The 26,401-nt window shown below is 54.4% G+C and carries 27 protein-coding genes and 1 pseudogene; 16 read left to right on the top strand and 12 right to left on the bottom strand.

Annotated elements, in window-relative coordinates; translation table 11 throughout:
* Positions 1-385 (bottom strand): annotated as a pseudogene (locus P1U45_RS00130) (hypothetical protein); the annotation flags it as partial.
* 287 nt (positions 386-672) lie between these two features.
* On the opposite strand from P1U45_RS00130, the gene P1U45_RS00125 reads away from it, so the two are divergent.
* Positions 673-1,101 (top strand): response regulator, encoded by a 429-nt coding sequence (locus P1U45_RS00125; protein WP_301059277.1) that lies wholly within the window; start codon positions 673-675, stop codon positions 1,099-1,101.
* On the opposite strand, the gene P1U45_RS00120 is transcribed toward P1U45_RS00125, so the two are convergent.
* From P1U45_RS00120 to P1U45_RS00100, 5 genes are all read right to left on the bottom strand, one after another.
* Positions 1,102-1,266 (bottom strand): hypothetical protein, encoded by a 165-nt coding sequence (locus P1U45_RS00120; RefSeq protein ID WP_293607177.1) that lies wholly within the window; start codon positions 1,264-1,266, stop codon positions 1,102-1,104.
* Positions 1,267-1,546: 280 nt separating this feature from the next.
* Complete coding sequence (locus P1U45_RS00115) at positions 1,547-2,173, bottom strand: DUF3299 domain-containing protein (protein WP_301056927.1); 627 nt, start codon at positions 2,171-2,173, stop codon at positions 1,547-1,549.
* 10 nt (positions 2,174-2,183) lie between these two features.
* The gene (locus P1U45_RS00110) at positions 2,184-3,455 is read right to left on the bottom strand and encodes an FtsX-like permease family protein (protein WP_301056926.1); all 1,272 of its coding nucleotides are present in this window, start codon (positions 3,453-3,455) and stop codon (positions 2,184-2,186) included.
* On the bottom strand, positions 3,452-4,156 hold the full coding sequence (locus P1U45_RS00105; RefSeq protein ID WP_301056925.1) for an ABC transporter ATP-binding protein: 705 nt from the start codon (positions 4,154-4,156) through the stop codon (positions 3,452-3,454). The genes P1U45_RS00110 and P1U45_RS00105 overlap by 4 nt, the downstream gene beginning before the upstream one ends.
* Before the next feature lie 11 nt (positions 4,157-4,167).
* Positions 4,168-4,818, bottom strand: a complete 651-nt coding sequence (locus P1U45_RS00100) for a DUF2796 domain-containing protein (protein WP_301056924.1) — start codon at positions 4,816-4,818, stop codon at positions 4,168-4,170.
* Between the two features lie 109 nt (positions 4,819-4,927).
* On the opposite strand from P1U45_RS00100, the gene P1U45_RS00095 reads away from it, so the two are divergent.
* Complete coding sequence (locus P1U45_RS00095; RefSeq protein ID WP_301056923.1) at positions 4,928-5,719, top strand: ZIP family metal transporter; 792 nt, start codon at positions 4,928-4,930, stop codon at positions 5,717-5,719.
* A 9-nt stretch (positions 5,720-5,728) separates the two neighbouring features.
* Here the strand turns inward: P1U45_RS00095 and P1U45_RS00090 are convergent, their stop codons facing one another.
* Positions 5,729-6,121, bottom strand: a complete 393-nt coding sequence (locus tag P1U45_RS00090; protein ID WP_301056922.1) for a response regulator — start codon at positions 6,119-6,121, stop codon at positions 5,729-5,731.
* A gap of 128 nt (positions 6,122-6,249) precedes the next feature.
* Positions 6,250-8,124: an ATP-binding protein gene (locus P1U45_RS00085; RefSeq protein WP_301056920.1), complete on the bottom strand. Its 1,875-nt coding sequence runs from the start codon at positions 8,122-8,124 to the stop codon at positions 6,250-6,252.
* Between the two features lie 206 nt (positions 8,125-8,330).
* Between P1U45_RS00085 and P1U45_RS16615 the strand changes: the two genes are divergently transcribed.
* The 6 genes from P1U45_RS16615 to xseA all read left to right on the top strand — a co-directional run bounded on the left by P1U45_RS16615 (position 8,331) and on the right by xseA (position 12,672).
* On the top strand, positions 8,331-8,489 hold the full coding sequence (locus tag P1U45_RS16615; RefSeq protein WP_366144953.1) for a toxin C-terminal domain-containing protein: 159 nt from the start codon (positions 8,331-8,333) through the stop codon (positions 8,487-8,489).
* Positions 8,489-8,962: a hypothetical protein gene (locus tag P1U45_RS00080; protein ID WP_301056919.1), complete on the top strand. Its 474-nt coding sequence runs from the start codon at positions 8,489-8,491 to the stop codon at positions 8,960-8,962. Before P1U45_RS16615 ends, P1U45_RS00080 begins: the two co-directional genes overlap by 1 nt.
* Before the next feature lie 36 nt (positions 8,963-8,998).
* Positions 8,999-9,451: a hypothetical protein gene (locus tag P1U45_RS00075; RefSeq protein WP_301056918.1), complete on the top strand. Its 453-nt coding sequence runs from the start codon at positions 8,999-9,001 to the stop codon at positions 9,449-9,451.
* Positions 9,451-9,810 carry a hypothetical protein gene (locus tag P1U45_RS00070; protein WP_301056917.1) on the top strand — a complete coding sequence of 120 codons (360 nt, stop codon included), beginning with the start codon at positions 9,451-9,453 and terminating at the stop codon, positions 9,808-9,810. The genes P1U45_RS00075 and P1U45_RS00070 overlap by 1 nt, the downstream gene beginning before the upstream one ends.
* A gap of 338 nt (positions 9,811-10,148) precedes the next feature.
* Positions 10,149-10,781: a hypothetical protein gene (locus P1U45_RS00065; protein ID WP_301056916.1), complete on the top strand. Its 633-nt coding sequence runs from the start codon at positions 10,149-10,151 to the stop codon at positions 10,779-10,781.
* Positions 10,782-11,094: 313 nt separating this feature from the next.
* Positions 11,095-12,672 carry an exodeoxyribonuclease VII large subunit gene (gene xseA / locus P1U45_RS00060; RefSeq protein WP_301056915.1) on the top strand — a complete coding sequence of 526 codons (1,578 nt, stop codon included), beginning with the start codon at positions 11,095-11,097 and terminating at the stop codon, positions 12,670-12,672.
* Between the two features lie 492 nt (positions 12,673-13,164).
* On the opposite strand, the gene P1U45_RS00055 is transcribed toward xseA, so the two are convergent.
* On the bottom strand, positions 13,165-14,514 hold the full coding sequence (locus P1U45_RS00055) for a globin-coupled sensor protein (RefSeq protein WP_301056914.1): 1,350 nt from the start codon (positions 14,512-14,514) through the stop codon (positions 13,165-13,167).
* Positions 14,515-14,993: 479 nt separating this feature from the next.
* Here P1U45_RS00055 and P1U45_RS00050 point away from each other — a divergent pair, with 479 nt between their 5' ends.
* From P1U45_RS00050 to P1U45_RS00025, 6 genes are all read left to right on the top strand, one after another.
* Positions 14,994-16,028, top strand: coding sequence for a sodium:calcium antiporter (locus tag P1U45_RS00050; protein WP_301056913.1), 1,035 nt, complete (start codon positions 14,994-14,996; stop codon positions 16,026-16,028).
* Positions 15,995-16,765 carry an SDR family oxidoreductase gene (locus P1U45_RS00045; protein WP_301056912.1) on the top strand — a complete coding sequence of 257 codons (771 nt, stop codon included), beginning with the start codon at positions 15,995-15,997 and terminating at the stop codon, positions 16,763-16,765. The genes P1U45_RS00050 and P1U45_RS00045 overlap by 34 nt, the downstream gene beginning before the upstream one ends.
* A gap of 11 nt (positions 16,766-16,776) precedes the next feature.
* Positions 16,777-17,805, top strand: a complete 1,029-nt coding sequence (locus P1U45_RS00040; RefSeq protein WP_301056911.1) for a beta-eliminating lyase-related protein — start codon at positions 16,777-16,779, stop codon at positions 17,803-17,805.
* A 167-nt stretch (positions 17,806-17,972) separates the two neighbouring features.
* Positions 17,973-18,587 (top strand): TetR/AcrR family transcriptional regulator, encoded by a 615-nt coding sequence (locus P1U45_RS00035; RefSeq protein WP_301056910.1) that lies wholly within the window; start codon positions 17,973-17,975, stop codon positions 18,585-18,587.
* A 101-nt stretch (positions 18,588-18,688) separates the two neighbouring features.
* Entirely contained in the window at positions 18,689-20,851 is a 2,163-nt protein-coding gene (gene uvrB, locus P1U45_RS00030; protein WP_301056909.1) for an excinuclease ABC subunit UvrB, read from the top strand.
* Between the two features lie 11 nt (positions 20,852-20,862).
* A complete protein-coding gene (locus P1U45_RS00025) occupies positions 20,863-21,780 on the top strand; it encodes a TIR domain-containing protein (RefSeq protein WP_301056908.1) in 918 nt (305 codons plus the stop codon).
* A gap of 4 nt (positions 21,781-21,784) precedes the next feature.
* Here P1U45_RS00025 and P1U45_RS16610 read toward each other — a convergent pair whose 3' ends face one another.
* The 3 genes from P1U45_RS16610 to P1U45_RS00015 all read right to left on the bottom strand — a co-directional run bounded on the left by P1U45_RS16610 (position 21,785) and on the right by P1U45_RS00015 (position 24,818).
* Positions 21,785-22,546 (bottom strand): E2 domain-containing protein, encoded by a 762-nt coding sequence (locus P1U45_RS16610; protein WP_366144952.1) that lies wholly within the window; start codon positions 22,544-22,546, stop codon positions 21,785-21,787.
* Entirely contained in the window at positions 22,543-24,081 is a 1,539-nt protein-coding gene (locus P1U45_RS00020; RefSeq protein ID WP_301056907.1) for an adenylate/guanylate cyclase domain-containing protein, read from the bottom strand. Before P1U45_RS00020 ends, P1U45_RS16610 begins: the two co-directional genes overlap by 4 nt.
* Positions 24,082-24,506: 425 nt before the next feature.
* Positions 24,507-24,818: a hypothetical protein gene (locus tag P1U45_RS00015; RefSeq protein ID WP_301056905.1), complete on the bottom strand. Its 312-nt coding sequence runs from the start codon at positions 24,816-24,818 to the stop codon at positions 24,507-24,509.
* Between the two features lie 363 nt (positions 24,819-25,181).
* Here P1U45_RS00015 and P1U45_RS00010 point away from each other — a divergent pair, with 363 nt between their 5' ends.
* Complete coding sequence (locus tag P1U45_RS00010; protein WP_301056903.1) at positions 25,182-26,006, top strand: hypothetical protein; 825 nt, start codon at positions 25,182-25,184, stop codon at positions 26,004-26,006.
* 160 nt (positions 26,007-26,166) lie between these two features.
* A partial coding sequence (locus P1U45_RS00005; protein ID WP_301056902.1) for a VIT1/CCC1 transporter family protein occupies positions 26,167-26,401 on the top strand: 235 nt, incomplete at its 3' end.

Below are 26,401 nucleotides of genomic sequence, written 5' to 3'. Positions count from 1 at the left end.
CGCCACGGTATCCACCGCCGCCGCCGCCGTCACGATCACCGCCGCCGCGATAGCCACCGCCACCGCCGCCGCCACGGTATCCACCGCCGCCGCCGCCGTCGCGATCACCGCCGCCACGATAGCCGCCGCCACCGCCGCCGCGGTATCCACCGCCGCCGCCGTCACGATCGCCACCGCCACGATAGCCGCCGCCACCGCCACCGCGATAGCCGCCTTCATTATTTCTGGAACTTCCGAAATCACTCGGAGCTGGATTATCAAATGGATCGGAGAAAGGACTACTGCCGAAATCGTCGTTGCCAAACTCTCTGCGGCCACCCCGTTTAGGGCGGCGCCCACGACCACCGTCACGCCCGCTGCGCGGTTCGTCGTCGTCAAAACTCATATCTGTATGCTGTCCTCTCTCGCGAAGTCAGGTTTTCCTGTTCTCTTCTGTACTTCGCATTTCCATCTGCGTGCTAACTTGTTCTTGCCTTGATCATCGCAGAACACTTCAAGGCTTGACGAATATGCCTGAAAAACCGTGATTCAGCAACGAAAAATGCTTCATGGGCGAGGTGAGGGCATCAGTCGGTATGTGTGTTAAATGCCATTTATCATGCACCTTTTTGATAACCGGTGGCGAATTTTGCGCGATTAGCGGTCTTATGCTTCAGCGCTTGATGAAATTTGGTGCTGGAACCGAATCAAAAAACATTCAAATATTCAACATGTGAGGGCAATTTTCGGGAGTTTCCCATTTCTGTTTTGCTGATAGACGACAATCATGCAACCGCGAGGCTGATGGGGCATCTCTTCGCGCTGACAGAATTTGCCTTGATTGAATTTTTACATGCAGACACTGTAGAAGACGGCCTTGAAACGCTGTCATCAGAGCCGGTTGACCTTGTTTTTCTGGATAATCGGGTCCCGCCGCATCAGCGCTTTGAAGACCCGTTGCGCAAAATAAGGGCCTGTTCTTCGGCGAAAGTGGTTTTGCTGACGGGCACTGATCTGGAAGATCTGGGCTATGATGCCTTGCCCGTCAGTCTGGATGGGTTTCTGTCCAAGAATGAGTTGTCGCCGGCCAGCCTCACCGGGATTCTGAAACAGGTTTTCTAGCTATCCGTTGAACGGAAATCCGCCATTAAGTGTCCAGAACGCACCGCCAAATGCGGCGATGGTCACCCAGAAACCGAATAATAGTTTCATGCCGGATTTCGCGATTTGGTCTTCGATTGGTAGCCAGTCTTCGTGAAGCTCTGGTCTCCCCCACGTATCTCTCATTGCGCACGACCTCAGTTCCGCCCGCGCTAACACGCGGAGGTGCAATATGATGGTTTTCTATGATCTCTCCCGGCCGGCGTTCTGGCAGCGGCCTCGCGTTAATAATCTGTTGAACGGATTAGGGATTTCTATCTGTACTCAGCCAATTTTGGCTGAAATTTCCAGCAAACCGTGAGCAAACAAAAAAGGCGAGCCGAATGGCCCGCCCATGCTAATTTTGAAACGAAAAAGTAAACCGGTCTGGTCTTTTTCGTTAACACTTTGCCGCTGCAGAAAGCTGTTAGCGACGACGGTACTGATATTCCTCAATGTCATCGACGATGATGGTGTAGGCGGCATCGGCCAGGTCTGTTGATTGCGTGTCAGCAACCAGCGTACCGCGAATCCAGACGGCTTGCGGCATGTCCCGGATCGGCATGGTTTCAGACAGCTGGGCATATACAGTCTGGTTCGGCGGTGGCGGCGGCACGTGTACACATGCGCCGAGTGTCGGGACCAGAAGGAATTCGTTGATTTCAGCTGCGGGGCTGAAATCCAGCGGGACGGTGTAGCCCGGCATTTTGATTTTGCGGCCGTTCAGCTCTTCAACCGTGTTGTAGGTGCCGATCTGGACGCCAACGTCATTCGGGCCGCCTTCTGCGATGTATTCGCCGGAGGAAAGCATTTCCTGCATTTGCATGGCGTACATTTCACGCAGACGTTCTTCTTCGCCCTCAGGAAGCAGATCTTCCCACATCACTTCGAGATACCCGTCGGCATCAACCGGATCTTCCCAGACGGATTGCTGGACCGGCTCTTCTACGGCAGCCGGTGCATCGCTCTGCTGTGGCTGAGCTTCGGTTTGCATACCGCAGCTCGCCATCGGAATGGCCATAGCTGCCAGAAGAAGTTTGAGGTTCTGATTCATGTCGTATCTCTCAGAGTTTGATGGACAGTCCATCTGCGAGCGAATTCTTAAGGGCCTGAATGGCCGGAATGAGGCCGAGCACGCCAGCAGTGACGATAACGGCGAGGAAGACTTTCAGGTCGGTCATGCCGGGATATGTTCCCGCGAGTGCAATACCGAAGCGTGCTTCAAAAATGGGGGCAGCCAGCGCGCTTGCAAGATAGACAAGTGCGATGCCAAACGCCGCACCCGTTGCCGCTAGCAGCACCGCTTCGCTGATAAGAAGCGTCATGATTTGTGCCGGGCCCGCACCAATTGCACGCAGGACTGCCATTTCGCGACGGCGTTCGCGGAGGCTTGTCAGAATGGAGGTCAGGATCGAGACGAGGCCTACAAGGATCACAAACGCAGATACGGCCATTAGCGCATTACCGGCCACGCCAACCAGCTCCCAGACTTCTGCAATCGCCTGTGCGGGCGGTGCGGCGACGAGCGCTTCCTGAGAGTAGGTGTTGATGGCCCGCATGGTATTCAGCGTGCTGCGACGGTCACTCAGGCCAACGAGCGCAGACGAGATAATATGCGGACGCAGATTGAGCTGACGCACATCATCGGCGGTCATCATGTTCGCCAGCGGTGAAGGCGCGCCGCTCTGCCAGCCGACATGGATCGCTTCAATCGCAAGCAATGAGACGAGCACGCTCTCGTCTACGGGGGTGCCGGTAGCCTCAAGAATGCCAGTGATTGTGAAGGGCCGGTCGCTGTGGTCCTGAAAGCTGACCGGACCTGTGCCGTGTGAAAGCTCGATCTCATCTCCGACGGCATAGCCTTTTTCTGCGGCGACATTTGAGCCGACAACCACATCGTAAAGATCATCAAACGGAACGCCGCCTGCAAAGCTGACATTCTGGCGGTCACGGAACTGGTAGTGCGCGAAGAAGCTCTGGTCTGTGCCGACAACGCGATAGCCGTCATGGGAATCGCCAAGGGAGATTGGCACGGTCCATTCAATGTCACCGCGGCTTTGAAGCCATTCATAGCTTTCCCAAGTTATGCCCGCTGCCGGATCACCGATATGGAAGACGGTGAACATAACCAGGCTGACCGGGCTGGTGCGGGCGCCGACTATCATATCCGTGCCGGTGATGGTCTGCTGGAAGCTCTCTTCCGATGATGTTTTCAGCTTATCGACGCCGAGGAACAGCATCACGCTTACGGCTACGGCGGTGATGGTGAGGAGCGCCGAGGCGCGGCGGTTCCAGAGGCTTGCCCAGGCAAGCGAGATCAGGGCTGAAAGGCTCATGCGCGGGCCTCCGCAGCGATTGTGTTCAGCGTCTCGAGGTCTTCAATCCGATTAAATGCTGCGCCCAGATGCTCGTCATGGCTCACGAAAAGGAGCGCGGAACCGGCTGCGGCGCTTTCTTCCTGCAAAAGTTCGAGAAAGGCATCGCGCGCTTTGGTATCCAGCGCAGAGGTCGGTTCATCGGCGATAATCAGTTTCGGGCGGCCCATCAGAGCGCGTGCGACGGCGACGCGTTGTTGCTGGCCGACAGAGAGATTGGTGACCTTGCCGTTGAGAATACGATCATCGTTCAGGCCCAGCCGGTCAAGCAGACGACGGGCTTCGTCATCAGGTGTTGTGCCGGTTTCGGCGACCCGCTTTCGACGCTCCGCGGAAAGCTTGCAAGGGAGGGTGACGTTTGCCTTCACGCTCAGATAGGGCAGCAGGTTAAACAGCTGGAAGATCACGCCCATATCGCGGGCGCGGATGCGGTCCCGTTTTGCGTTCGATGCGTTGGCGAGATCTTCTCCGGCAAATTCAATCTGCCCGGAATCTGCCGTCAGAACGCCAGCGATCAGCCCGAGAAGCGTGCTTTTGCCGGAACCGCTTGGTCCGCGCAGAAACACATGCTCGCCCGCTTCGATTTGAAACTCGGGGATGCGAAGCAGAGCTGGCGCACCCGGCCAGGCGAATTCGACATTCTTCAGGCTGAGTAGAGGCAAAATATTCTCCGCTATGGACGGCTCATCGTTGGGTTTGATGCGGACAGCGTGGTTGCATCAGCGCCGCCGTCGGTCATGAACGTTGTCTGGAGGGTTTCAAAACCTGGAAGAGCCTCAAACACCGCGAAGTTCACAGAAGACAAACGGTCAGGGCGCTCACATTCAGCTTCGAAGGTGACGAGGAAGTTTGCGTGTTCAACAGGTGTCGCGGCTTCAGCATGGTTCTCGTGATGGTCAGCATGCTCGCCTTCATGGTGGTGGTCGCCATGCTGTTCATGGTCGTGTCCACCTTCGGTGTGGTGACCGTCATCATGTGCGTGTGATGCGTCGTGGCTGTGCCCGTGCTCGACAGCGTCTTCGCCTTCATACCCTTCCTGTTCAACCTGCTGGCTCTGGACCGTGCACTGAGCGCGTGCTGGCAGGGAGAGGAAGTCTTCGGTCATGTCATAACCGGAGAGATCAGCGACAGAGAGGAGCGCACCCTCTGGTGTCCGGAAGTTTGCAGCAGGCGCGGCAATCTGAATGAAAAGGTCGCTGCCTTCGAGCAAAATGAAGGCTTCACCAGCGCCGTGAGTATGCGCGCGGGCCTGACGCGGTGCATCATCGTGAGCGGATGCGGCAATGAGTGACAGAAGAGTTATCCCTAGAAGTCCAATTGGCATTTGAATTCTCTCTCATCCTCTTCTACATAGGGCGTGGATATTATAACATAAAGCAGTTCGATAGACGTTCAATGCGCGTCATCTGCCCGCTCCGGAGTATTTTCAAGACGTGTTTGCTACGCCTTTGCTGGCCACCCTGTTTCTGACCAGTCTTGCTGCATTTATCGCAGCTCTTGGTTTGATAACAGTCTCTATCCGCAGTGACTGGAGCCAGAAATACGGACCGGTCTTTGCCTTGATAGCAAGTGGACTGCTGCTGACAATGGTAATTACCCATCTGGCGCCCGAAGCGCTGGCTGGTGGACCTTTGGCATCATACCTGATGCTGGGCGGCTTTTTCTTAGGCTTGTTTGTTCACGACATTCTGCGAACGCTTTTGCCGGTGGCTGATCCGCGCACGCTCGCGGCCGGTCTGACGCCGCTTATTGCCATCTCCATTCACTCGTTTCTGGATGGCATGATTTACACGATCAGCTTTTCGCAAGGCATGGATACCGGGCTCTATGCGACGATGGGACTTGTGCTTCACGAGTTTCCGGAAGCGATCATTACATTTGCGCTGCTTCGTGCTGCGGGTATTTCAAACCGGTTGTCATTTATTCTGGCATTCCTCGCTGCGGGTGTCACAACGCCGCTCGGAACCATCGCGATGATCCCGCTGGCCTACACTGTCGATATGAGCATTCTGTCGCTTCTGTTTGCGGTCTCCGCGGGACTTTTGCTGTTCGTGTCCACGGGTCCGCTCATGGCTCATATGAAGGCAGAACATCCAATCCGGTCTATTCCAGCCCTCGGCGTAGGTATTGCCATTGCGCTCGTCATTGGCAGCGCCGGCGTCGGCCATGTCGCGCACGAAAACGCCTCCGGTCATGTGACCGAAGGCGTTCATGCTCACGACTGAGTAAATGACCTAGCTGGCGGCGATTAGCTGCTTGCCTTTGATCGCCAGGACGTTGGACATGGTTTCCATCAAATTCCGGAAATTGATCGGCTTGCCTTCAAAAGCATCGCAGCCAGCATTAAAGCAGCTGTCGCGGTCTTTCTTGCTCACATGAGCTGTCAGCGCGATGATCGGGAGCGAACGGGTTGCCGGATTGTCACGGATTTCACGTGTCGCATCGAGACCTGACATGACCGGCATAGAAATATCCATCAGGATAATGTCTGGAGATTCTGACGCCGCTTTTTCGACAGCTATCTCGCCATTCTCTGCGCCAATGACAACAAAGCCCTGACGTGTGAGACGGCGAGCCAGCATGTTGAAATTGTCCTCATTGTCCTCAGCAAGGAGAATTCGGGTCATGGTTTCCAGCTCCTGGGGTGTGTCCCCGTTTATCAAGCCTCAGAAGTGAAATCCAAGGCCAGTTTAATTGTGATAGTACGCTTCCACTGTCTCTAAAGTCTTAATTATGCAGTGGATAATTTAAACGTTCAGGCGCTGGCGCGATCAGTATTTGATCTTGCCTTTGACTTCTTTGAGGCTCGACCTACAGGGTGCTGATTGTGGCGCGCATGACGGACGACCTCAGCGACCATGTCTTCACGGCTGGCCGGCTTGCACAAATAGGCGTTTGCGCCGGCCTTGATGAATTTAGCGCGTTCTGAATCGACTGTATGAATGATGACAGGCACATCTTTCAGGTCTGCGCTGGCGCGAACGTCGTGCAGAAGCTCCATGCCTGTTTTACCCGGGAGGTGCACGTCCAGTACAACAGCCGCAGGTTGGCTTTGACGCATTTTCTGCAGGCCTTGCTCGGCAGTGCGGGCATGGTGAAGATCAAAGCCGATGGTTTGCAGATCGCGTGACAGAAGTTCATGCACGTCGGCATCATCGTCGATAACCAGCACAACAGGCCGGTCCTGCGTTCCCCGCGCATCTTCATCGAGGCCTTTTGTGCTCGATTGAACATTGATCGGGAAATGAAGGCGGAATGTGGAACCTTTGTCTTCGGTGCTATCTACGCTGATCTCGCCGCCAAGCAGCTGGATCAGGCGTTGCGAAATCACAAGGCCGAGTCCTGTGCCGCCATATTTGCGTGTGAAGGATTCGTCAGCTTGCGAGAACGGTTTGAAGACGCGGTCGAGCTGCTCTTCTGTCATGCCAATGCCGGTATCCGTCACTTCCAGAACAAAGCCGTCAAACCCGCCAATCTCTTCAGAGTATCCGCGGATAATGATGTCGCCCTCATGCGTGAACTTCGCTGCGTTTGATAACAGGTTCAGAAGGCACTGCTCAAGGCGGTGACGGTCAGACCAGACCAGCGGCGTGTTTTCGGGAAGATCTATCGTCAGCTTCACCGGTTTGTCGGCCAGCATCGGATACACGGTATCACTGGCTTCTTTCACCATAACGCCAAGGTCGAACTGGCCAATCTCGGTATCTAGGCGGCCTGCTTCAATCTTTGAAAAGTCCAGAATGTCATTGATGTTCAGTAGAAGACGTTTGCCCGCCAGAATGATCCGCTTATGGTCCTCAACGTCTGCGTCGCGCGCATCCATTTCGGCGTCTTCCATCATCATTTCGCTATAGCCGATGATCGCATTGAGCGGCGTGCGCAGTTCATGGCTCATATTCGCCAGGAATTGCGACTTGGCGAGATTGGCTTCGTCTGCGTGCTGACGGGCCAGTTTCTCTTTGTCCTTTTCGAACATCACATTCAGCATGTGGTCAAATGACCGGTGGCCAGCGCGCGCAATCGCAACCGACTGAATGATGATCAGCGCGCCAAATGTGAGCGCGTAAGGCTGGAATTCGTCTGTTGATAGCTCGTGAAGGTTCAGCAAAAGCCCTGCCGCGGGTACGATCGCCGTAACGAAAGACATGCTTGGCTTGAAAGTATGCTGACCAGCGACATTCATCATAACAACGACCGTCATCATGGCGCCGATAATCGGGGCGGGCTGAGGCAGGGTCCACAAAAACAAGCCGGGCAGGGCATAAGCCCATGTCATCAACAGGGTTGGGACCAGAATTTGTAGGTAAACAATGATCGATACCACGCGCGCAGATACGATCTTGCCGTTGATCGATCCGTCAGGACCGAGTTCGACCGTCTCTTTGTTCTTGAAGTAGCGGAAGACGCGCACAGCTGCGACAGCTTCCAGCAGAATAACGACACCCGCCCATGCTGCGATCAGCCCGAGATGCTGAAAATCCGTCGCAAACGCGACCAGCGGCATGAAGCAGAGATTGCATACGAGTCGAACAATCGCATAGCGCGTTGATGTCCGTTTCAGATACTGGTCCAGCGCCGCGATGCCGCGGTCATAGGTTTCCTGATCCAGTACAGTGTCATTCTGACTCATGTTAATCTCCACAGGTGTGTGCGCAGACTAGAGCAGAAAAGTCTTTTTATCTTGTTAGCGTGACTAGAGAAAACGGTTAAAAATCAGTTGATTGTAAAGTGTAGTTTCGGCTGATCTTGTGCGGGGCTTTGGTAGATTTGCCGCGTTTTTCATGACCTGTTTGAGCCTGACCATTCGTCATTTTTCTGGTGCATTCGCTGCGCTTAATGCACCCTACGCGTCACAAAGTGACGGATACTAATGGGGGGCGCTTCATAACCCCAGATGTCGATGGCCACAAAGGGGGGATTTGGAAGATGTTTGATCGAGGAGGTGCCCGACTGGGTACCTATGATGCGTCTCTACAGAATAGGTTGGGTAGGTGATGATAGAGTTCACTTCTGATGAGACCACCTTATTTGAAGGGAAAGCCTTTTTTCAAGGGCGTGTTTTTTTGGGTACTCACTTCGAAACCTTTGGAAGTATAGACCAAGTCTTCGGTATGAACGAATACCAGTTTCAGTGGAGACATGCTGTGAACCGGTGCGTGCTTGAAAGAAATATTTCATGTTTAATCGCAAGCCTCTCAATAAATAACGAGGGAGAGTGTAGCGTTCAATACTATGGGCTCTATCCCGGTGAAATTGTGCCGGGTAAAGAATTCAGCACTTCAAACATCGTGGCGACGGAAGGCTTTATGTCATGGAACACGGAAATCGTTACAATCGATAAAGACAAATACCCTGTCAGAAAGAAAATCTTTGAAAAGTTAACCGATTTATATTTACTTATGCGGACTGACATCGATGACATTTCGAAATTTTCAATAGCCAATTCTATCGCGACATCGATCCTGTAAATATACAATCTGCTGGGTGATGGCTCGCCGGCTTATGTGACGGGCGTTGAGGCCACCGGCATCGTTGAGCCGGTCTATAACTTTTCAGTCGATGGCTGGGCGACCTACCATGTCGGCGAACTCGGCGTCTGGGTGCATAATATATGTTCTGATGAATTATTTCAGATGATTGCCGAAAGCGGTATGACGCGAAGGGAGTTCGACCGTTTGATCGGAGGTTGGAGTAAAGGAACCTATGACACTGTAGCGGACGGCATATTTGATCACGCAACACGACATTTTGAAGGCGATATCGCAAGATACATGCGCATCGGAGGAGATATTCAAGGACAGATCGCCGCAAGATCGCGTGGTTGGAGTTTGCGTAGAACTCAAGTGTACAGGCAAGGTACGCCGGAGCAATACGTTGCGAGGACCTGGGATGGGCCGAATGGAAGATTTGCTATCATTGATGATAGTGGGCTCTTAAGAACATGGGGAATAAATTAATGCCTGAATTGTCTGCGTTGATAGATGCCGCGCAAGACGCTTATACGCAGGCTCGACATGAACGCGGAAAGATTTGGGGCAAGTCGGTCCCCAATTCGGCAGATACATTTGCTGCAGATTTAGTATATACAATATATGATCTGGAGTCGTCGTGTCGTGCAATGAAGCTGCGCTTTGATCGAGGCGCAGAATTAACAGCTGAAATTCGAAAGAACTATCTGAGCTTCCTCAGGTATTATGAGGACGATGACTTTTTGGCGGCACGGTCGGAACTTCAAGAAACGTGGCCGGGCATCTATAGTTATGCGCTTGCTGTGCAGAAGCTCGACCTGTTTTTGAGAGATTTGCTCGGTGAATAACCCATTCGTTTGGCATCGGTTGTTATTTCTGAAAACAATCCGGTGCTCTGCAGACACGGGACCTGATGGCGGGAAACGGCATGTTTCGGGTCCCGGATTAGCAGTGCATCATTGTCATGCTGCACAGCATCCGGGATGATACGAGGTCGTGCTTCGCTCATTCCTGCGCATGCAGGGATCTGGTTTGATATGGCTGGTCCAGTTTCCCGCCTTCGCGGGAAAGAGCGAAAACCTATCAAAACGACAGATGCCCGTGTCGGCGGGTATCGCGCGTTGCGCTCAACACCGCCCCACATTTTCTTATCCAACCCCACCGCACGCCACCCTAAACTTGGCGCATGAACCCCGCGCCTGCATCTGCTCCTGATTACACCTCGCTGACCATTGGCCAGCTGATCGGGCTGAACCTCGCGCGGCTGTATGCCTGGTGCTTGCGGCTTCAGGCGACCGGTGAAATGCGCGCGCCGCGTGACCTCGCTCGAATGGTGATTTCAACTGACGCGATGGTGCATGCCTATGTGCGTATGCTGGCCTCGAACCAGCTGGAACGGGCCGGTTTTACCTTCGCGGCAAACGCCATGCGTACGCCTATCTGGCAGCGGGCGGGCAGTTTTGTTTGCTCTCGCGCACCTTCGGTGCGCATAGAGCGCGCTCAAGGCTGTGCTGTTTGCTCTCACGAAGCAGAATTTCACACAGAATCCGCTCAGGGCTGTGACCTCACCTCATTGGCCGAGCTGCCTGGCCGGCTTCAGACGACAATCGAAAACTTTGAGCGCGCAGAAACACTGGCGAGCCATCTGGCTCGATTGATTGTCTGCGCGCTGGCTTATCTGGAGCCTTCAGAACGCATATCTCTTGTATTCTGTGAGCAGACGGAATCCGCATTTTCGGCTTGTCATCACATCATGAGGCCGCAAGAGCCATGGCCGCCTCCAGACCACGCGGCGTGTAATCTTTCACTCTCTATCTGACTTCAATCTTCAAGTTAAAACTCATGCGCAGCAAGGAATCCCTTGCGGCGATAGAGGCGCATCTGATTGCGCGGGAAGCGACTTTGTCATCCCGTGCGAAGTGCAGCGCGAAGCGGTGCTCTGCAGACACGGGACCTGATGGCGGGAGACTGCATGTTTCGGGTCCCGGATCAGCAGTGCATCATTAAGATGCTGCACAGCATCCGGGATGACATGGGTTCGTGCTTCGCTCGTCCGCTCCTTCTTTCCGGGAGAGCAGTGGAGCCGCGCCATCCCCTCTTTGCGACTCAGTCAGTCATGCTAATGAACGTGTATGAGCGACTTTTTTCCTTCCGACCGTCCCGCGTCTGCCAATCTTCCCGAGCTGTCCGTTTCAGAGCTTGCGGGTTCCATCAAGCGAACCATTGAGACGACGTATGACCGCGTCCGTGTGCGTGGTGAACTCGGCCGCGTAACGATTGCAAAGTCCGGTCACATGTATGCCGACCTTAAGGACGATAAGGCAGTCATCAATACGATCATGTGGAAGGGCAGCGTGTCGCGCCTGCCGTTCCGCCCGGAAGAGGGTTTGGAAGTCGTTGCGGAGGGGAAGCTGTCGACCTATCCGGGGCGCTCCAACTACCAGCTGATCGCAGATACGATGAACCCTGCCGGCGCCGGGGCGCTCATGGCCTTGCTGGAAGAACGTAAGAAGAAACTCGCTGCCGAGGGCTTGTTCGAAACATCTCGCAAACAGCCTCTCCCGTATTTCCCGAAGGTGATCGGCGTTGTGACGAGCCCGACCGGCGCGGTCATTCGTGATATTCTCCACCGGATATCCGACCGGTTTCCGGTTCATGTGCTTGTCTGGCCCGCGCTTGTGCAGGGCGACAGAGCGGCTCAGCAGATCACGGCGGGCATTGAAGGGTTTAACGCGCTCGCGCCGGATGGCCCCGTGCCGCGCCCTGACGTGATTATCGTGGCGCGCGGAGGTGGTTCAATCGAGGACCTCTGGCCATTCAATGAAGAGATCGTCGTTCGCGCAGCGGCAGCTTCGCAGATCCCGCTCATCTCGGCGGTCGGGCACGAAACAGACACCACGCTGATCGACTATGCGTCAGATCGACGTGCGCCGACACCAACAGGGGCGGCCGAGATTGCCGTTCCGGTACGGTCCGAGCTTGTGCAGACGGTTACAGCCTATGGCGAGCGCCTTATGCGCGGGCTGACGCAGACCTCCCGGCGCAGCGAAAGAGAGCTGATGGCGGTGGCCGCGCGCCTGCCGCGCCCGACGGCGTTGCTGGAATCCCGTCAGCAACGGTTTGACTATGCCGAGGGGCGTCTTACCCAGTCGTTGCAGGCTGCCCTTCTGAAAAAGCGGTCCATGTTTGATCAGACGGGGCCGCGTCTGCGTCCGAAAACGCTGGAGACCAGCCTGCGTGTGCTGGATGATCGTGTCAGTCAGGCGTCCAGGCGCCTCACGGCGGGCCTGACACGTCAGGCGGCGCTCGGTGAAAGCCGGCTCGCGACAGTATCCAAGCGCTTGTCACTGCGCGGAGATGCGTTGCTGCGTGAAACGAAAGATACGGGCGAAGTCCAGCAGGCCACGGACCGTATGGCGCGTGCGTTTGACCGGCAGGCGTCACGTCTTGAGGACCGGTTGTCCCGAACGGGTAATATGCTTGAGGCTCTGTCCTATCAGGCAACGTTGAAGCGTGGCTATGCCGTCGTGAAGACCGCCGACGGCCAGCTGGTCAGAGATACGGCTTCTGCGCGCGCGGCTCAACGCATGACGGTTCAGTTTGCTGATGGTGATGTTGATGTCACGACGCAGACTGATGGCGCGCCTCCGGCGTCACCAAAACCCAAAAAATCCGTGCCGCCTAAGGGCGCGCAAGGGTCTCTTTTCTAGCGTCTGATCTGAGGGTCGAAAGGGCGACCGTCTCTCGGTCGGGGGGGGAGGAAACAGAGACGGTCGCCTGAACCGGGACGTGTGGGGGAGGGAGGGGGATACGCACGTCCAGGACCACTTCGTCTTTCGACACTACCTATTTCACATGGATAGATTGAAAGAAGGTTAATAAAACTGCCGTTTTTGTTTATACTTACATTTTGTCTTTCGATAATTTTGCTATCGACAAATTGGAATTATGGGTAGTTTGTCTACGTTCTGTTCGAAATGGCGATACTTAATTACTAGATAGTTAAATTTGCTGCATTCTGCGGACCTGTCAAAGTGCAGGTCGAAATTATTCACAAGAAATATTTTTAGTTGTTTTGTCTGGCCTTGCGGCCTCACCCAACTGCATTTGGTTTGATTTAGAGCTTAGTCAAATAAAAAGCCTCCGGCCAAGAACGCTGGCCGGAGGCAAAACGCATCGTCTTACTTTTGGGAGGGGGCGAATTAAGACGCGCGAATATGGGCGAGGAAGTCGTTCACCTGACCCTGTAGGGTCGTGGCCTGACGTCCAAGATCTGCCGATGCCTGAACGACCTGTTCGGAAACATTCTTCGTGCTTTCGGCGCTGCGGGAGACCTCTTCAATTGAGTCGCTGACAGACCGGGCGCCCACCGCAGCTTCGCGTGTATTGCGAGCAATCTCACGGGTGGATGAGGTCTGTTCTTCGATGGCCGCATTGATGGACAGAGACACAGAGTTCACTTCCGTGATCGAGGCCTGAATAGAGGCGATCGCGTTCACAGCGCTGTTGGTCGTATCCAGCATTTCCTGGATGTGACGGCTGATCTCTTCGGTCGCTTTGGCGGTTTCGTTGGCGAGTGTCTTCACTTCGGATGCAACGACAGCAAAACCTTTGCCTGCTTCACCGGCGCGCGCGCTTTCAATCGTAGCGTTGAGAGCCAGAAGGTTCGTCTGCGCTGCGATGTCTGAAATCAGGGATACAACTTCGCTCACCTTGTCCGCAGATGCTGAAAGGCGTTGGATCGTCTGGTTCGCCTCGTCGGCCGTTGTTGCGCTGCTTGCGGTGACCTTGGTGGCTTCTGCAGAGCGTTCTGCGATTTCGCCGACTGCATTGCCGAGCTCTTCGGTCGAGCGTGATGCTGCTTCAACGCCGTTGGACGCCTGAAGAATAGAGGCTGAAAGATCCGCTGAGCGTGAATAAGTGCTCTCGGCGATTTCGGTCATCTGACGCGAATTCGCTTCCAGTTCGACGGCAGCAGCAGACACGATGCCTGATACGGCCTGAACTTCTTTTTCGAACAGATCGGCCATATCGAGCGTTTTTTGCTGGGCTTCCTGGCGACGGACTTCATTGAAGAAGTGAATGGACAGATCCATGTCGAGCATTGCCGCGCGAATGAAGGCGCTCTGCATCTTGTGGAGTTTAGAGTATTCTACCGACAGCTTGCGCTTATTGATAAACTTCTCGCCAAGGCGACGAAGCGCTTCGTCAACAAGGAAGGTATATCCGGCCAGATAGAATTGTGGCTCCAGGCCGATGCGCGCATGTACCGTGCCAATGGTTTTGACGGATTTGATATACTCAGGAGAGAAGTCTCCCGTGAGGATCACTTTCCAGTGGCGGAATTGGGCGTTTGCCGCAAAGTCCAGTCGTTCCTTAGAGTCGAAAAAGCGTTCGATCTCAGGATATTTTGCCACGTGCGCGTAGAAGTCACGCAGGACGTTCGGAAGAATGTCTTCGAGCGGCGCTCGTAGCTCTCGCAGCGTTGTTATTGTTTCGAGGTCAAGTCTGAGAAAATTGAGACGGGATGACAAATCAGTTGATGTGCTCACGAGAATACCCCCGCGGTAAAAAGTATTAATAAAAATGTCCCCTGAGTTTACCGTAGGAATCCTGCAGGTTGTGGTAAACGATAAGCGAGGATCGTTACCAATTCCCTATTTTTTTTGAGTGTTTGAGAGTTGGTCAAAACTTCCCACTTTATTTGATTGGGTCAAGTGAAGTTTGATCTGTTTTGGCACTTTATTGGTATTTAATTCTACCTAGGGGTGATTTTTCTGACTATTGTTCCAGCTCGATTTGTCGGTGGCCTGTGGGTTCGGCTGCCTTCGGGCGCATATCGATAAAAAATCCGGCAAAATGTCGTTTGCGGCGCTCTGACCTCTCGCGTTTCAGGATTAGTCACGCTAAACCGACGCAAAACAGGAGTTTGTTATGTACGCATTTGTTGCTCTCGGTCTGGCTTTCGGTGTTTTCGCGCTTCTGAACCTGATCGACATGAAGCGCCTCGACTAGGTCAGCTTCTAACTGAATGCTTTTTGATTTCGGGCTACTCGTAGCGGGGCTGGTTTTTCTGGTCTTCGCAGGGGACTTTCTTGTGCGCGGCGCCGTTGCCGTCGCGCTTCGTCTTGGTGTGTCTCACATTCTGGCGAGTGTATTCATCGTGGGCTTTGGCAGCTCGGCGCCCGAAATGCTTGTCGCGATTGAGTCGACATTAAAAGGCGCGCCAGGTGTTGCGACAGGCAATATTATTGGTTCGAACATCGCCAATATCTTTCTAGTGCTGGGTATCCCGGCGCTCATCATGCCGATGACGACCAGGGGAACGGGCCTGAAGCGCGCTGTTACCGTTACGGCGCTCGCGACTGCGGCCTGGCTCACGGCAACCGCGACCGTAGGGCTGGTTCCGGCTGTTGGCATCGGCTTTTTGGTCGGACTTGGTCTTTATATTCTGGCCGCACTTATTTTCCCTCCAGGTGGCAACCCGGAGGAGCTGATCGCAGACGAAGTTGAAGAGCCGTTTCCGGGCTGGGTGCGTACAGCATTCTTTATCGCACTGGGTGTCGTCGGTCTGCCTGCTGGCGCTCATCTGGCCATTGAAGGTGCGACCGGGCTTGCGACCACATTTGGCGTAGGTGACGAACTCATCGCGCTGACGCTTCTCGCCGTTGGTACATCCCTGCCGGAATTTGCGGCATCAATGGCGGCGGCGTTCCGTAGGCAGGCGGATGTTGTGCTCGGTAATGTCGCCGGGTCCGTCATGTTCAATATTCTGGCCGCAGGTGGCATCATCGCACTCCTTGGGCCTGTTGATCTGCCGCCAATCTTTTTCGAGCTTGATCACTGGTTTATGGGCGTGTCGATGGGCATGTTCCTGCTTTGCGTGCTGTCAGGTCGACGTATGGGTTGGCTGACCGGTATTTTCTTCATTCTCTGCTATGCGGTCTATATGTTTGGGCTGAACCATTTCTATCTGCTGGGGCAGGGTTGGGATACGGTTCTCGTTGAAGCGGACAGACTGTGGAGCATGCTTTGGAACTCTCTCACGCAAATCGTGCGCTCGTAACCGGCGCAGGCCAGCGACTTGGCCAGGCAATCGCGGTTGCTTTGGGTGAGCGCGGCTATCACGTCGCCATTCATTATCGCAGTTCGAAAGAGGGCGCCGAGGCGACAGCGAAAGCCGTGAGCGACGCCGGAGGTATAGCAGAGCTCGTTCAGGCTGATCTGGCAGATGAAGATGACACGGCGCGTCTGGTTGAAGCATCGGCCGATGCGCTTGGCGGGCATTTGGGGCTTCTGATCAATAACGCCTCCACCTTTGAAGACGACGATATTCTGACGCATACACGCGGCAATTGGGACTTCCATATGGACGTCAATCTGCGGGCGCCTATACTGCTTTCTCAGAAATTTGCAGGCATGCTGGGCAAGGAGCAGCGCGGTGTCATCATCAATATGATTGATCAGCGCGTCTGGAAGCTGAACCCGAGCTTTTTCACCTATACGCTTTCCAAGTCTGCACTCTGGAGCGCAACAAAAACTCTAGCGCAGGGGCTCGCGCCCAATATTCGCGTCAATGGAATTGGCCCGGGGCCGACGCTGAAAAACGAGTTTCAGTCCGATGACGAGTTTCAAAAAGAAGTTGAGGCGACACTGACGCAACGCGGCGCCAATCCGGATGAAATCGTCAAGGCGGTTCGCTTCCTTATCGATGCGGATGCTGTCACGGGACAAATGATTGCCGTTGATGGAGGTCAGCATCTCATCTGGCAGACACCCGACGTCGTCGACACAATTGATTAAAGGCACACAAAGTGGATTTTTCGTCTGATACGTCCGCGCCGGCGCACCCACAAATCCTTGAGGCGCTGGACCGGGTGAATTCCGGCACGCAGCCGAGTTATGGGGCGGACAGCGAAACGCTGAAGCTGAAGGCGGCGCTTGCAGAGCGGTTCGAGACCGATGTGGAGGTGCTTCCCGTTGCGTCCGGGACTGCAGCGAATGCGTTGGCTTTATCCATTGTCTGCGGTTCTATGGAGAGCGTGATCTGCCATCGCGAAGCGCATATTGAGCGTGACGAGCGAGGCGCGCCGGAATTCTTCACTGGCGGTGGTAAGTTGCATTTGTGCGGCGGCGATCATGCGAAGCTGGCCCCTGATGAAGTGGAATCCGTGTGTGCGGGCATTCAGCGCGGATTTGTTCATGAAACGCCGCCTGCCGCGTTGTCGCTTACGAACCTGACTGAGTCTGGCGCGCGCTATAGTGCCGATGAGACGGCTGCGCTCGCGCAGATCGCACACAATGCAGAACTCAAAGTGCATCTGGACGGTGCGCGATTTGCCAATGCGCTGGTGTCCGGTGCGGAAACGCCTGCGGCAATGAGCTGGAAGGCTGGCGTTGATCTCATGTCATTGGGCTTCACCAAAAACGGCGCGCTTGGCTGTGAGCTAATTGTTCTCTTCAACGATATGATCGAGCGCTTTCCGCTGCTTCAGGCGCGTGCAAAGCGGGCAGGGCATTTGCCGCCGAAAATGCGGTATCTGTCAGCTCAGGCGCTTGCTATGCTGGAAGGCGATCTCTGGCTGAGTTCTGCGCGTATCGCCAATGCAAAAGCACAAGCCGTTGCGGAGATTCTGACGGCCGAAGCAGGGGCGCGTCTGGCGCATCCGGTCGATGGCAATGAGGTGTTTGCTCATATGTCGGATAACGTGTTCGAAAGCCTCCTTTCGCAAGGACTGCGTGCCTATAAGTGGATTGATGGATCTGTGCGTTTCGTTTGCCACTGGAATACGTCTCAAAAGGACGTGGATGACCTTGCCGCGGCATGTCGTCAGCTTACATAAATGAACATGTTTATTAAAATGTAACTTCCGATTGTGTAAAGTCGGGGGAATGCAAGCCTGTGAGGCCGGTTGGCGCGTAAATTCGACGGAAAATTTCTTTCCATACGTGTTGGTCTTATTGCAGGCTGAAGAAAAAAAATACGATTCTGCGGAAGGCATATAAGCCGATGAATGAACAAGACGTCGTACACGATAAAAAGTCGGTCGAAACACGGGCGCGGATTTTCTCCTCCACCATCGACCTCATCAACGATATTGGCACCGAAAAACTGACGATCCGGAAGATTGCGGAAGCGGCCGGCGTATCGCCAGCGCTGATCATCCAGTATTTCGGCAGTAAAGCTGAATTGCTCCAGCAGGCGTTCGAGCAGCGTAATGAAGAGCTGAAACAGTCCATCCAGAAGATGAAGAACGAAGAGATTAAGACGCCGATCCAACTGCTGGTCCGGTTCGCAGAGACACAGATGGACCGCGATCTGGTGCATCCGGCTCTGACGCTTACCGTTCTGGCGAATTCGTTTTCGTGGGACATCGATTCTCAGGAACGCGTCGACAACCGGTTGAAAGGTTTTCGGCTGGCACAGCGAGAAGTTCTGGAGGCCAAATTCCCGAAACTTTCGGAGCATTATCTGAAGTTCGTTCCGCTCACATTCTTCTTTGTCTACGGACAGGCGCTGCGCCGTATGCTTCAGACGCATATGACGTCCGCTGAGGGGATCGAGTTCCTTATGCCGCACTTCAAAATCCTCGCTGATGCGATGGAAGCGGACATGGCGCGCTGACTGCTGACACCTCCTGTCAGCAGAAGGTGAATATCTGACTGGAACTATCGGGTCCCTGCCGCCATATTACTGTCATGGCAGGATCATCACGCAATCGGGGCATGGCAGAAGCCCCAGCTTCGCAATTCATCATGGACGGCGCCGTAGAGGTGCTGACCCCGTCTGAATGGACGCCTCACCGCCCGGATCGCGAGTGGGAGAAGACGGAGGGCGGCAAGGTCTTCAATCTTCAGTCCAAATACAAGCCGGCGGGCGACCAGCCGACGGCGATCGAAGAGCTCGTCACGGGCCTCAAAGACGAGGACGAGTTCGATCAGGTCCTGCTCGGTGTCACGGGCTCGGGTAAAACCTTCACCATGGCGAATATCATCGAGCGCACACAGCGTCCGGCTCTGATTCTTGCGCCGAACAAGACGCTCGCCGCGCAGCTCTATGGCGAATTCAAAGATTTTTTTCCTGATAACGCGGTAGAGTTTTTCGTCTCCTATTACGACTACTACCAGCCGGAAGCCTATGTCCCGCGCTCGGACACGTATATCGAGAAGGAATCCAGCATCAACGAGGCCATCGACCGGATGCGCCACTCCGCGACCCGTAGCCTGCTGGAGCGCGACGACGTCATCATCGTAGCCTCCGTCTCCTGCATTTACGGTATCGGCTCCGTCGAGACCTACACCGCCATGACCTTCAAGCTGGAGACCGGCCAGCGCATCGACCCGCGACAGGTCACGCAAGACCTCGTCGCCCTCCAGTACAAGCGCAACGACGCCGCCTTCGGCCGTGGCACCTTCCGCGTGAAGGGCGATGTCATCGACATCTTCCCCACCCACTATGAGGACCGCGCCTGGAAAATCTCCTTCTTCGGCGACGAAATCGAGGACATCTCCGAGTTCGACCCGCTCACCGGCAAGAAAATCCAGCCGCTTGAGAAGATCAAGGTCTACGCCAACTCCCACTATGTCACCCCGCGCCCGACCCTCAATCAGGCCGTCGACAAGATCCAGGACGAGCTGCAGAAAACCATCGCCACCTTTAACGAGCAGGGCAAGCTGCTCGAAGCCCAGCGCATTGAACAGCGCGTCACCTTCGATCTGGAAATGCTGCAGGCCACCGGCAGCTGTAACGGCATTGAGAACTATTCGCGTTATCTCACCGGCCGCAAGCCGGGCGAGCCGCCGCCAACCCTGTTCGAATACCTGCCCGAAAACGCCATCGTCTTCACCGACGAGTCTCACCAGACCATTCCCCAGCTCGGCGCCATGTATAAGGGCGACTTCAGCCGCAAACGCACGCTGGCCGAATACGGCTTCCGCCTGCCAAGCTGTATGGATAACCGCCCCCTCAAATTCGAAGAATGGGACGCCATGCGCCCGCAAACCGTCCACGTCTCGGCCACACCCGGCCCGTGGGAGATGGAGCGCACAGGCGGCGTGTTCTCCGAACAGGTCATCCGCCCGACAGGCCTTGTCGACCCGCCGGTCGAGGTCCGCCCCGTCTCCACAGGCACCACCAATCAGGTTGATGACGTCATCGCCGAGTGCAAGGCGACCGCAGAGCGCGGCTTCCGCTCCCTCGTCACCACGCTGACGAAGAAAATGGCCGAAGACCTCACCGAATACATGACCGAGCAGGATGTGAAGGTCCGCTATATGCACTCCGATATCGATACGGTGGAGCGGATCGAGATCATTCGCGATCTGCGCATGGGCGTGTTCGATGTGCTCATCGGCATCAACCTCCTGCGAGAGGGGCTCGATATCCCGGAATGCGCCTTTGTCGGCATTCTGGATGCGGATAAGGAAGGCTTTCTGCGCTCGGAGACCAGCATGGTGCAGACGATTGGCCGCGCCGCCCGTAACTCCGAAGCCAAGGTCGTACTCTATGCCGATAAGGTCACCGGCTCCATGGCCCGCGCCATGGAAGAAACAGAGCGGCGCCGCACCAAACAGATCGCCCATAACGAGGAACACGGCATCACGCCGGTCACAGTGCTCTCCGGCATTAAAGATGTGCTGGAAGGCTTTGTGCCGTCAGACCAGCGCGGCTCCGGCACCCAGCTCAAAGGCGGTAAGTCGCGCAAGCGCGGCGTGCAGGAAGAAAGTGTTGCAATCTCAGGCGGCTCTGGCCACAATCTTCAGGCTGTCATCGCGGATCTTGAGAAGAGAATGCGCGATGCGGCGGCCGACCTCGAGTTTGAAGAGGCCGCCCGGATGAGGGATGAGCTGAAGAAACTGCGCGAGGAAAATCTGGATTTGATTGGGTGAGGGGGAGCGCGATGGGGTTGTTGGAACGATTCAGCGGGAAGCGAAATGTTTCAAGACTTAAAGAGGCATTGGTTTCGTCAAGGCTCGGATTAGGCTTAGAGCAGATTGCGAGCACTTTGATAGAGCGCGGTGATCTGGTTTCTTTTGGTTCGGGCGAGGCTCTCATTACGCAAGGTGAGTATACCACAGATGTTTTCTTCATAATTGCTGGAACTGTCGAAGTCTCTGTCAACGGGAGGACAATGGCAAAGCGGGGGCCTGGACAACATATTGGAGAGATGGCGGCCATTGAGCCGTCGCAGCTTAGGTCAGCGACGTGTGTTGCTTTAGAAGAAGTTGTTGCATTGCGCCTTGGGGAAAATGAGTTTTCGAAAACGGCTGATGAATATCCAAAGATGTATAAAGTAATAGCAGCGGAACTTTCTCGGAGATTGTTGCAAAGAAATAGCACGGTCGGTGCTTATCGCGAGAAATCCAAAGTATTCGTCATTTCTTCGGTTGAGGGATTGGACGTCGCTAGGGTGATTCAAAATGCTTTTGAGCACGATTTTGCAGTTACCGTATGGACCGACGGAGTGTTTCGTTTGGCACAGTATCCCGTTGAATCATTAGAGCAGGCTGTTGAGGATTCGGATTTCGCAATTGCAATTGCTCAGCCAGACGATGTCGCGGAAATCCGCGGAGAATCTTGGCCAGTGCCTCGCGACAACATAATCTTTGAATTAGGAATGTTCATGGGCAAGCTGGGAAGAAAACGCGCAATATTGATGGAGCCTCGCGGCACGGATGTGAAGCTTCCTAGCGATCTAATTGGAATTGAAGTCGTCAATTACAATTGGACGAATTCCAAAGAGGGCATGTCGAACCTCGGCCCAGCGTGTAACAAACTCCGCGAACACTTTAAAGAACTTGGTCCAAACAACGGATGATTCGTTAATTGTGATAATTTGAGAAGCATTCTTTGAACTTCTCTTGAGACATCGCCATCGGGCAGTTTGGCATTGTTCCGCAGCACCCTGAGACTTCTCTGAATAGTTCCCAGAACTCAATCAGTAGTTTTCGTCGTTCTCTTTCAATTTGCACAAGTCTGATCATATCTTTCGAGTGTTCGCATGGGCGTTGGGATGCTGAGCTGGAGCGCTGTCGGCATCCCGCGGGGCAAGGATGGTCAACAGCGATAACTTCACCTTGCTCGTTCTCTTTGACTGTGTTTCGATCCGTAATCCAAGTCGGTTTTCCTTCGCGTGCAAGCAGGAAATCTTGCTCTATGCCAAGTCGGATCGCTAGCGCTTCACCCTCTTGCTGTGGCCTGTACGCGTCGCCGTGATCCCATGCATTAGAGTCCGGCCAAACAGCGCGCTTTGCCGCGCTAGCTTGAAAAATCAGATGTGAATACAGCGCTTGCCAAAATGAGACTGCAGACACGGAATCCGATACTGGCGTCCTGTCAACGCCCAAGCAAAAGCTTCCGTCAAAATTTATATGTCGTTCCGGACAGAACTTTGGCAAACATTGACCACGTTCTGCCTCATATACCTTGGGCAGCTGTTCGCAGCTGATCTTGAGCCTAAGCGCGGACCACTCTTTTGGAGCAGCCAGTATTTTTGGCTGCCCGATCAATGTGTTCTCGCTCTCTTGCCGCAACGCAATCCAATTGGGTGCAGTACAGAGCAGCCATTCTTGCGGGGTGGTCATGATCCAAGATGGGATCTGTGCGGTTCAGCGGAAATATGAGCAGAAGTGGAGCCGCCTACAATGCTCATCAACTCGTCATAGTGAAGGTCATTGCGGTAACCGTCCGCATCGAAAATGTTTGAATATCTCAGCGACGCCGCTGATAGAGCTCTAGGCCCGACCCGCATGTCTCCATCATCACATGCGCTCTGAAGTTCTTCAGAAGCGCATGTTGCTTTGCTCGACGAACATCGCACGCTTCCTTCACCACGAAATCCGATGCGTGAAACTGGAGTTGGACCACTTTCCAGTCCGATGGCCAAGCCTAGACTCCGAATTGACGGGAGTGACTCCTTCAGCACATAAAACGATGATCGAATTGCGGCCGCAATCTGAATTGCATCTTCAGCAGTCGAGCGATCATCATCTCCTTGTGATGAAATCGCGTGTAGGCAGTCGCCGATAAAGCGTACTTTTTTCGCACCGAAGTCGTCTCTAGTGCACCATACAAACTCTCTACGGATAACGTGCAGGTCATGAACTGCCTGTGCAATTCTATTGGTTCGTACGGCTTCGTCGACATACGCCGTAAACCCGTCAAGGTCCGCAAATAGGCTCGCCATACCCATCCTGATGGAATTGCTTGCCGACAGGAGATTGTAGTCGATCGACTTCAAAGGGGGCGTATGCTTATGGAATGTGAATGATGGCGGCCGGCTGCCAGATCTTGAAAGCGACCGTTGTTCGGACAGAAATGCATCAGCGGCTTCAGATACTCGGAGCTCCGTTTTTATTCCGGAGGCATCTACGAAGTCCAACGCTAACTTTGCCAAGCGAGTTACGTCAAAGGCCGACATCAGACGTCCTGCCGTCAGAATTCCGGCAACTTGCCTGACTCGGTTACTCGGAACGATGCCTGGAATGTCTGTTGCCGCTAACTTGGCGGCATGGTTTGCAGGGCTACCGACAAACAGGGGTTCTTGCTCAGGTTTTCGTCCGCTGTTTATAGCCACAGCTTTTCCGCTATCGATGCCGATACAAACGTCCGTTCGGTACCTGCTTTGGAAAAGGTCACTTTGTGAACGAACCATGTCGATGAAGGATTGAGCGAATGCAATAGCGGTTTGGACTCGTTCGACTTCCCGATGTGGACCTTCGGGTGCAAGTACAACTGCATGCAGTCTGCCGCCATGAAAGTCTACTCTCTGGATACCAAAGGCCCGGATCAGTTCATCGCAGGCGCGATAGTGGAGGTGCAGAAACTGTAGTGCTCGTTCGTGAGACGCTTCAGTCTCTCTTTGGTTCTCCGTAAGAGTATCGTTGAAGTCGATCAGGTTGGCGTAGATATGAACGCCATCTGTCGTGATTGCCTGATTGTATGAGAGTTCAAGAATTGGATCTCTGCGAGGATTGAGACCTTTCTGGGAGTCCTCAATAATCTGCCGCGATCTATCCTGATAATATTCACCGAATTGTTGAACCCTCATCCGACTGATCGGGTTGTCTTCGATGAACTTCCTGATGCGTGCTCTGCTACGTTCTTCTGACCAAGCCATGATAAACATCACCTTCGTTATCGCTCTCTCTGCACGAGAGCTGACGTCCGAAGCTTGACAAAGCAGTGTTCCGTTGGATTATCGGAACTCAGTAGAGAGCAACTTTCTGCCCTTCGAACTATCGATGCAGAGTTAGTTCTCCAGAAAACCGTCGAGTTGCAGCTCGGCGGTTTTCTTTTACAGAAAATTAACCGTCGAAGACATGTTTGGTGTTTTGTGGGATATAATCAAGGGCTAAAAAGCCTACTATATACAGAAATTAGTTAAGAACTTCCACAATATATAGTGTTATCCCAGTAATTCACAGATTCGCAATCGCTTGCAATAGTGCGAATCACGTGAATTGCGATTTTTCCGATACACTCAATCAGGCGGAAATCGCAGGTTGAAAATATCATTTCTGGATGGACGGACCGCTGCCTGATCTATTCAAGTTCGAGCGCTTTGCTTGATAGGGCCAGACCAGACCACATACTAGCCCCGGTGGCCAAAGTAGTATTTGCGAGAGACCTCGCAGCAGATTTTAGCTTACCAAACTTAGTTTTACCTGTTTCCATGTGATGCTCCTTTCCATTTGATGTTGATAGATCAACGACGAATGCCAAAGCCCAAAGGGCAATAAATGTGAGAAGACCACCGAGACAGATGATGTGAATGGGAATCGAACCCAATCCTACCAAACCTATCAGGCAAAACGCTCCAACCACAGATGGTGCTTGGTCTACAAAATTCAACATGTTCAAACGCCCAACTCCTTTACGTGGAATGCGCCAGAATAAATTTATCAATCAAACGGTCGCTGCGCGTGGTTCTTTCTGGTGCATTACGGCCTCCGGCCTAATAACACCCTACGGTTTGCGCACCACACTCTCATCAAGAAATCCCGGATTGCGTAAGCAGGACTGGGACCCAGCCTGAGATAAAACTGGACCCCGGCTCGTCGCGCTGCGACGTCCGGGGTTTCTGGTTTTTAGGGGTGGTTTCTTTGTTTTGCTCGGACGCGTTTCTTTCGCCTTTGGCTCAAGGCGTCCTGCGCCTTCGCGTTGCTCGTGGTATCAGAACTTATCCCACCGTGAGAGAGTGAGATCATACTCTTACCTATGACACATAATCCAAAACGCGCGCCATATACGGCGCAGACCAAAGCCCAAGTCCGCAAGCTGCGTGAAGAGGGCTATTCCAATGTTCAGATCACAGAGGCGACCGGCGTGCCCGCCTCCACCATTGCGCGATGGGCGGCCGAGGGTGGCTGGCGAGTAAAAGATCTGGTGGAAGAACCGGCGTTTAACGCGCCGGAGACGCCGCCACTCGGCCTGCTGCCCGGACTGGGTGGGGACTCCTGGGTTGGCTCCCGCGAACCTGTCAGTTCGCATGGAGCAGGCTCAGGGCTGCACTCACAACTCTCAGATCAGCGCGACAGCCTTGAGCCCGTCTCATCGCGAGAGGGGAGCGAAGCGGGAGACAAACATCAATCAAGCCCTGAGCCCGTCTCATCGCGGGACCCCGGACTTGATCCGGGGGAAGCGGGAGACAATCATCGAACAAGCCTTGAACCCGTCTCATCGCGAGACCCCGGACCTGATCCGGGGGAAGCGGGAGACAAACATCAGACCACCCCTGAGAAAAACGACGCGCGAGCACAACAAAAAGCCCGCCAGGCGCGACTGGAACATGCTCTAACAAACGCTGCCAGAGCTGCCGAGGATGCGATTATGCGCGGTAATTTCGCAGCCGCCGCCAAGGCCACGCAAATGGCCGATACACTGTCCCGCTCGCTGGAGCGGGTGCGCGTTCCCGAAGAAGAGGAACAGCCGGACGGTGTGTTCTACTCATTCGAGGAGATTGCGGCGGCGCGCGCTGAACTCATGCGCCGGCTGGACCGGATCGCCGCGACGATACGGCCGGATGAGATGGTGGAGGGTTAGAAATCCCGGTTTCTCGAAGAGAAGACCGGGACCCAGCCAAGTTGAAAACTGGATCCCGGATACGCGTAACGCGTTCCGGGATTTCTATTACAATTTGCCACGTGGTATTCCAAACCCAATCGGCTAATCTGGTCTGGTTAACAGATACCGGACCCGCGCCATGAGCGAACTTCACGACCACGCCGAGCATCATGCCATCAGCCGTATGGGCTGGCTTCGAGCCGCCGTACTTGGCGCGAATGATGGGCTGATCTCCGTCGCGAGCCTGATCGTCGGCGTGGCCTCTGCTGCCCAGCCTTCGAGCGTGATCCTGCTGACGGGCTTTTCTGCGTTGGCCGCGGGTGCGCTCTCTATGGCGGCGGGCGAGTATGTGTCTGTCGCCTCGCAGGCCGATA

It is taken from the genome of Ponticaulis sp., from assembly GCF_029210165.1.
GTDB lineage: Bacteria > Pseudomonadota > Alphaproteobacteria > Caulobacterales > Hyphomonadaceae > Ponticaulis.
Note: the sequence above shows the minus strand (reverse complement) of the source record. Positions and strands in the feature narration are given on the sequence as shown.